The sequence below is a fragment of the Sinorhizobium sp. P24N7 genome (genome assembly GCF_042436655.1).
Lineage (GTDB): Bacteria > Pseudomonadota > Alphaproteobacteria > Rhizobiales > Rhizobiaceae > Sinorhizobium > Sinorhizobium meliloti_A.
The window spans coordinates 1-658 of sequence record NZ_JBHMIW010000086.1 but is presented as its reverse complement, the minus strand read 5'-3'; the positions used below and the strand labels follow the sequence as shown (position 1 = coordinate 658).

Annotated in this window: 2 pseudogenes; both read right to left on the bottom strand. The window is 60.2% G+C overall.

Annotation, left to right across the window (positions count from 1 at the left end):
* Nucleotides 1-466, bottom strand: a pseudogene (locus ACFHWW_RS34035) (arsenic resistance protein); the annotation flags it as partial.
* Nucleotides 467-547: 81 nt separating this feature from the next.
* A pseudogene (locus ACFHWW_RS34030) lies at nucleotides 548-658 on the bottom strand (arsenate reductase); the annotation flags it as partial.

The window sequence follows — 658 nt, the reverse complement described above, 5'->3', positions numbered from 1 at the left end:
GTATCTGGAAGATCGAATTGAAGGCGACGAGACCTGCAACGTATTGATTGTCGCCGCGGGCAAGCTGGTTCCAGACGAGAACCATGGCGATGCAGCGGGCGAGACCAATCAGGATAAGGCCCGTCATGTATTCCGGATAATCGCGCAGGAACAACACGGCGAGGCCGAACATAAGCACCGGGCCGATCAACCAGTTCTGCACCAGGGAGAGCGTTAGTATGCGCTTGTCGGCAAAGACCTGATGGAGTTCCTCGTAATGCACCTTGGCCAGCGGCGGATACATCATCAGGATGAGTCCGATCGCGATCGGAACGTTAGTGGTCCCGACGGAAAGACTGTCGAGGGCTGCCGGCAGGCCCGCGAACACGGTGCCGAGCACAAGGCCGAGCGCCATGGCGGCAAATATCCAGACCGTAAGATAGCGATCGAGGAACGAGAGGCGGATTGTGGGTTGGGCGGGACGCAACTGCGTTCTCCTTGAAAATGAAGTCCGGTGCGCAGCCTCGCTCGAGGCGTCGCTTCGCTTGCTCTGTCTGCTCTGCTTCGGCTAGACGCGCCGGCCGCTCGCGTCGACGACGATCTGGCCGTCTTCCTTCGCGAAAGCGCCCTTCTGCTCCTGGGGTAGGATCTCCAGGACGACCTCGGAAGGTCGGCACAG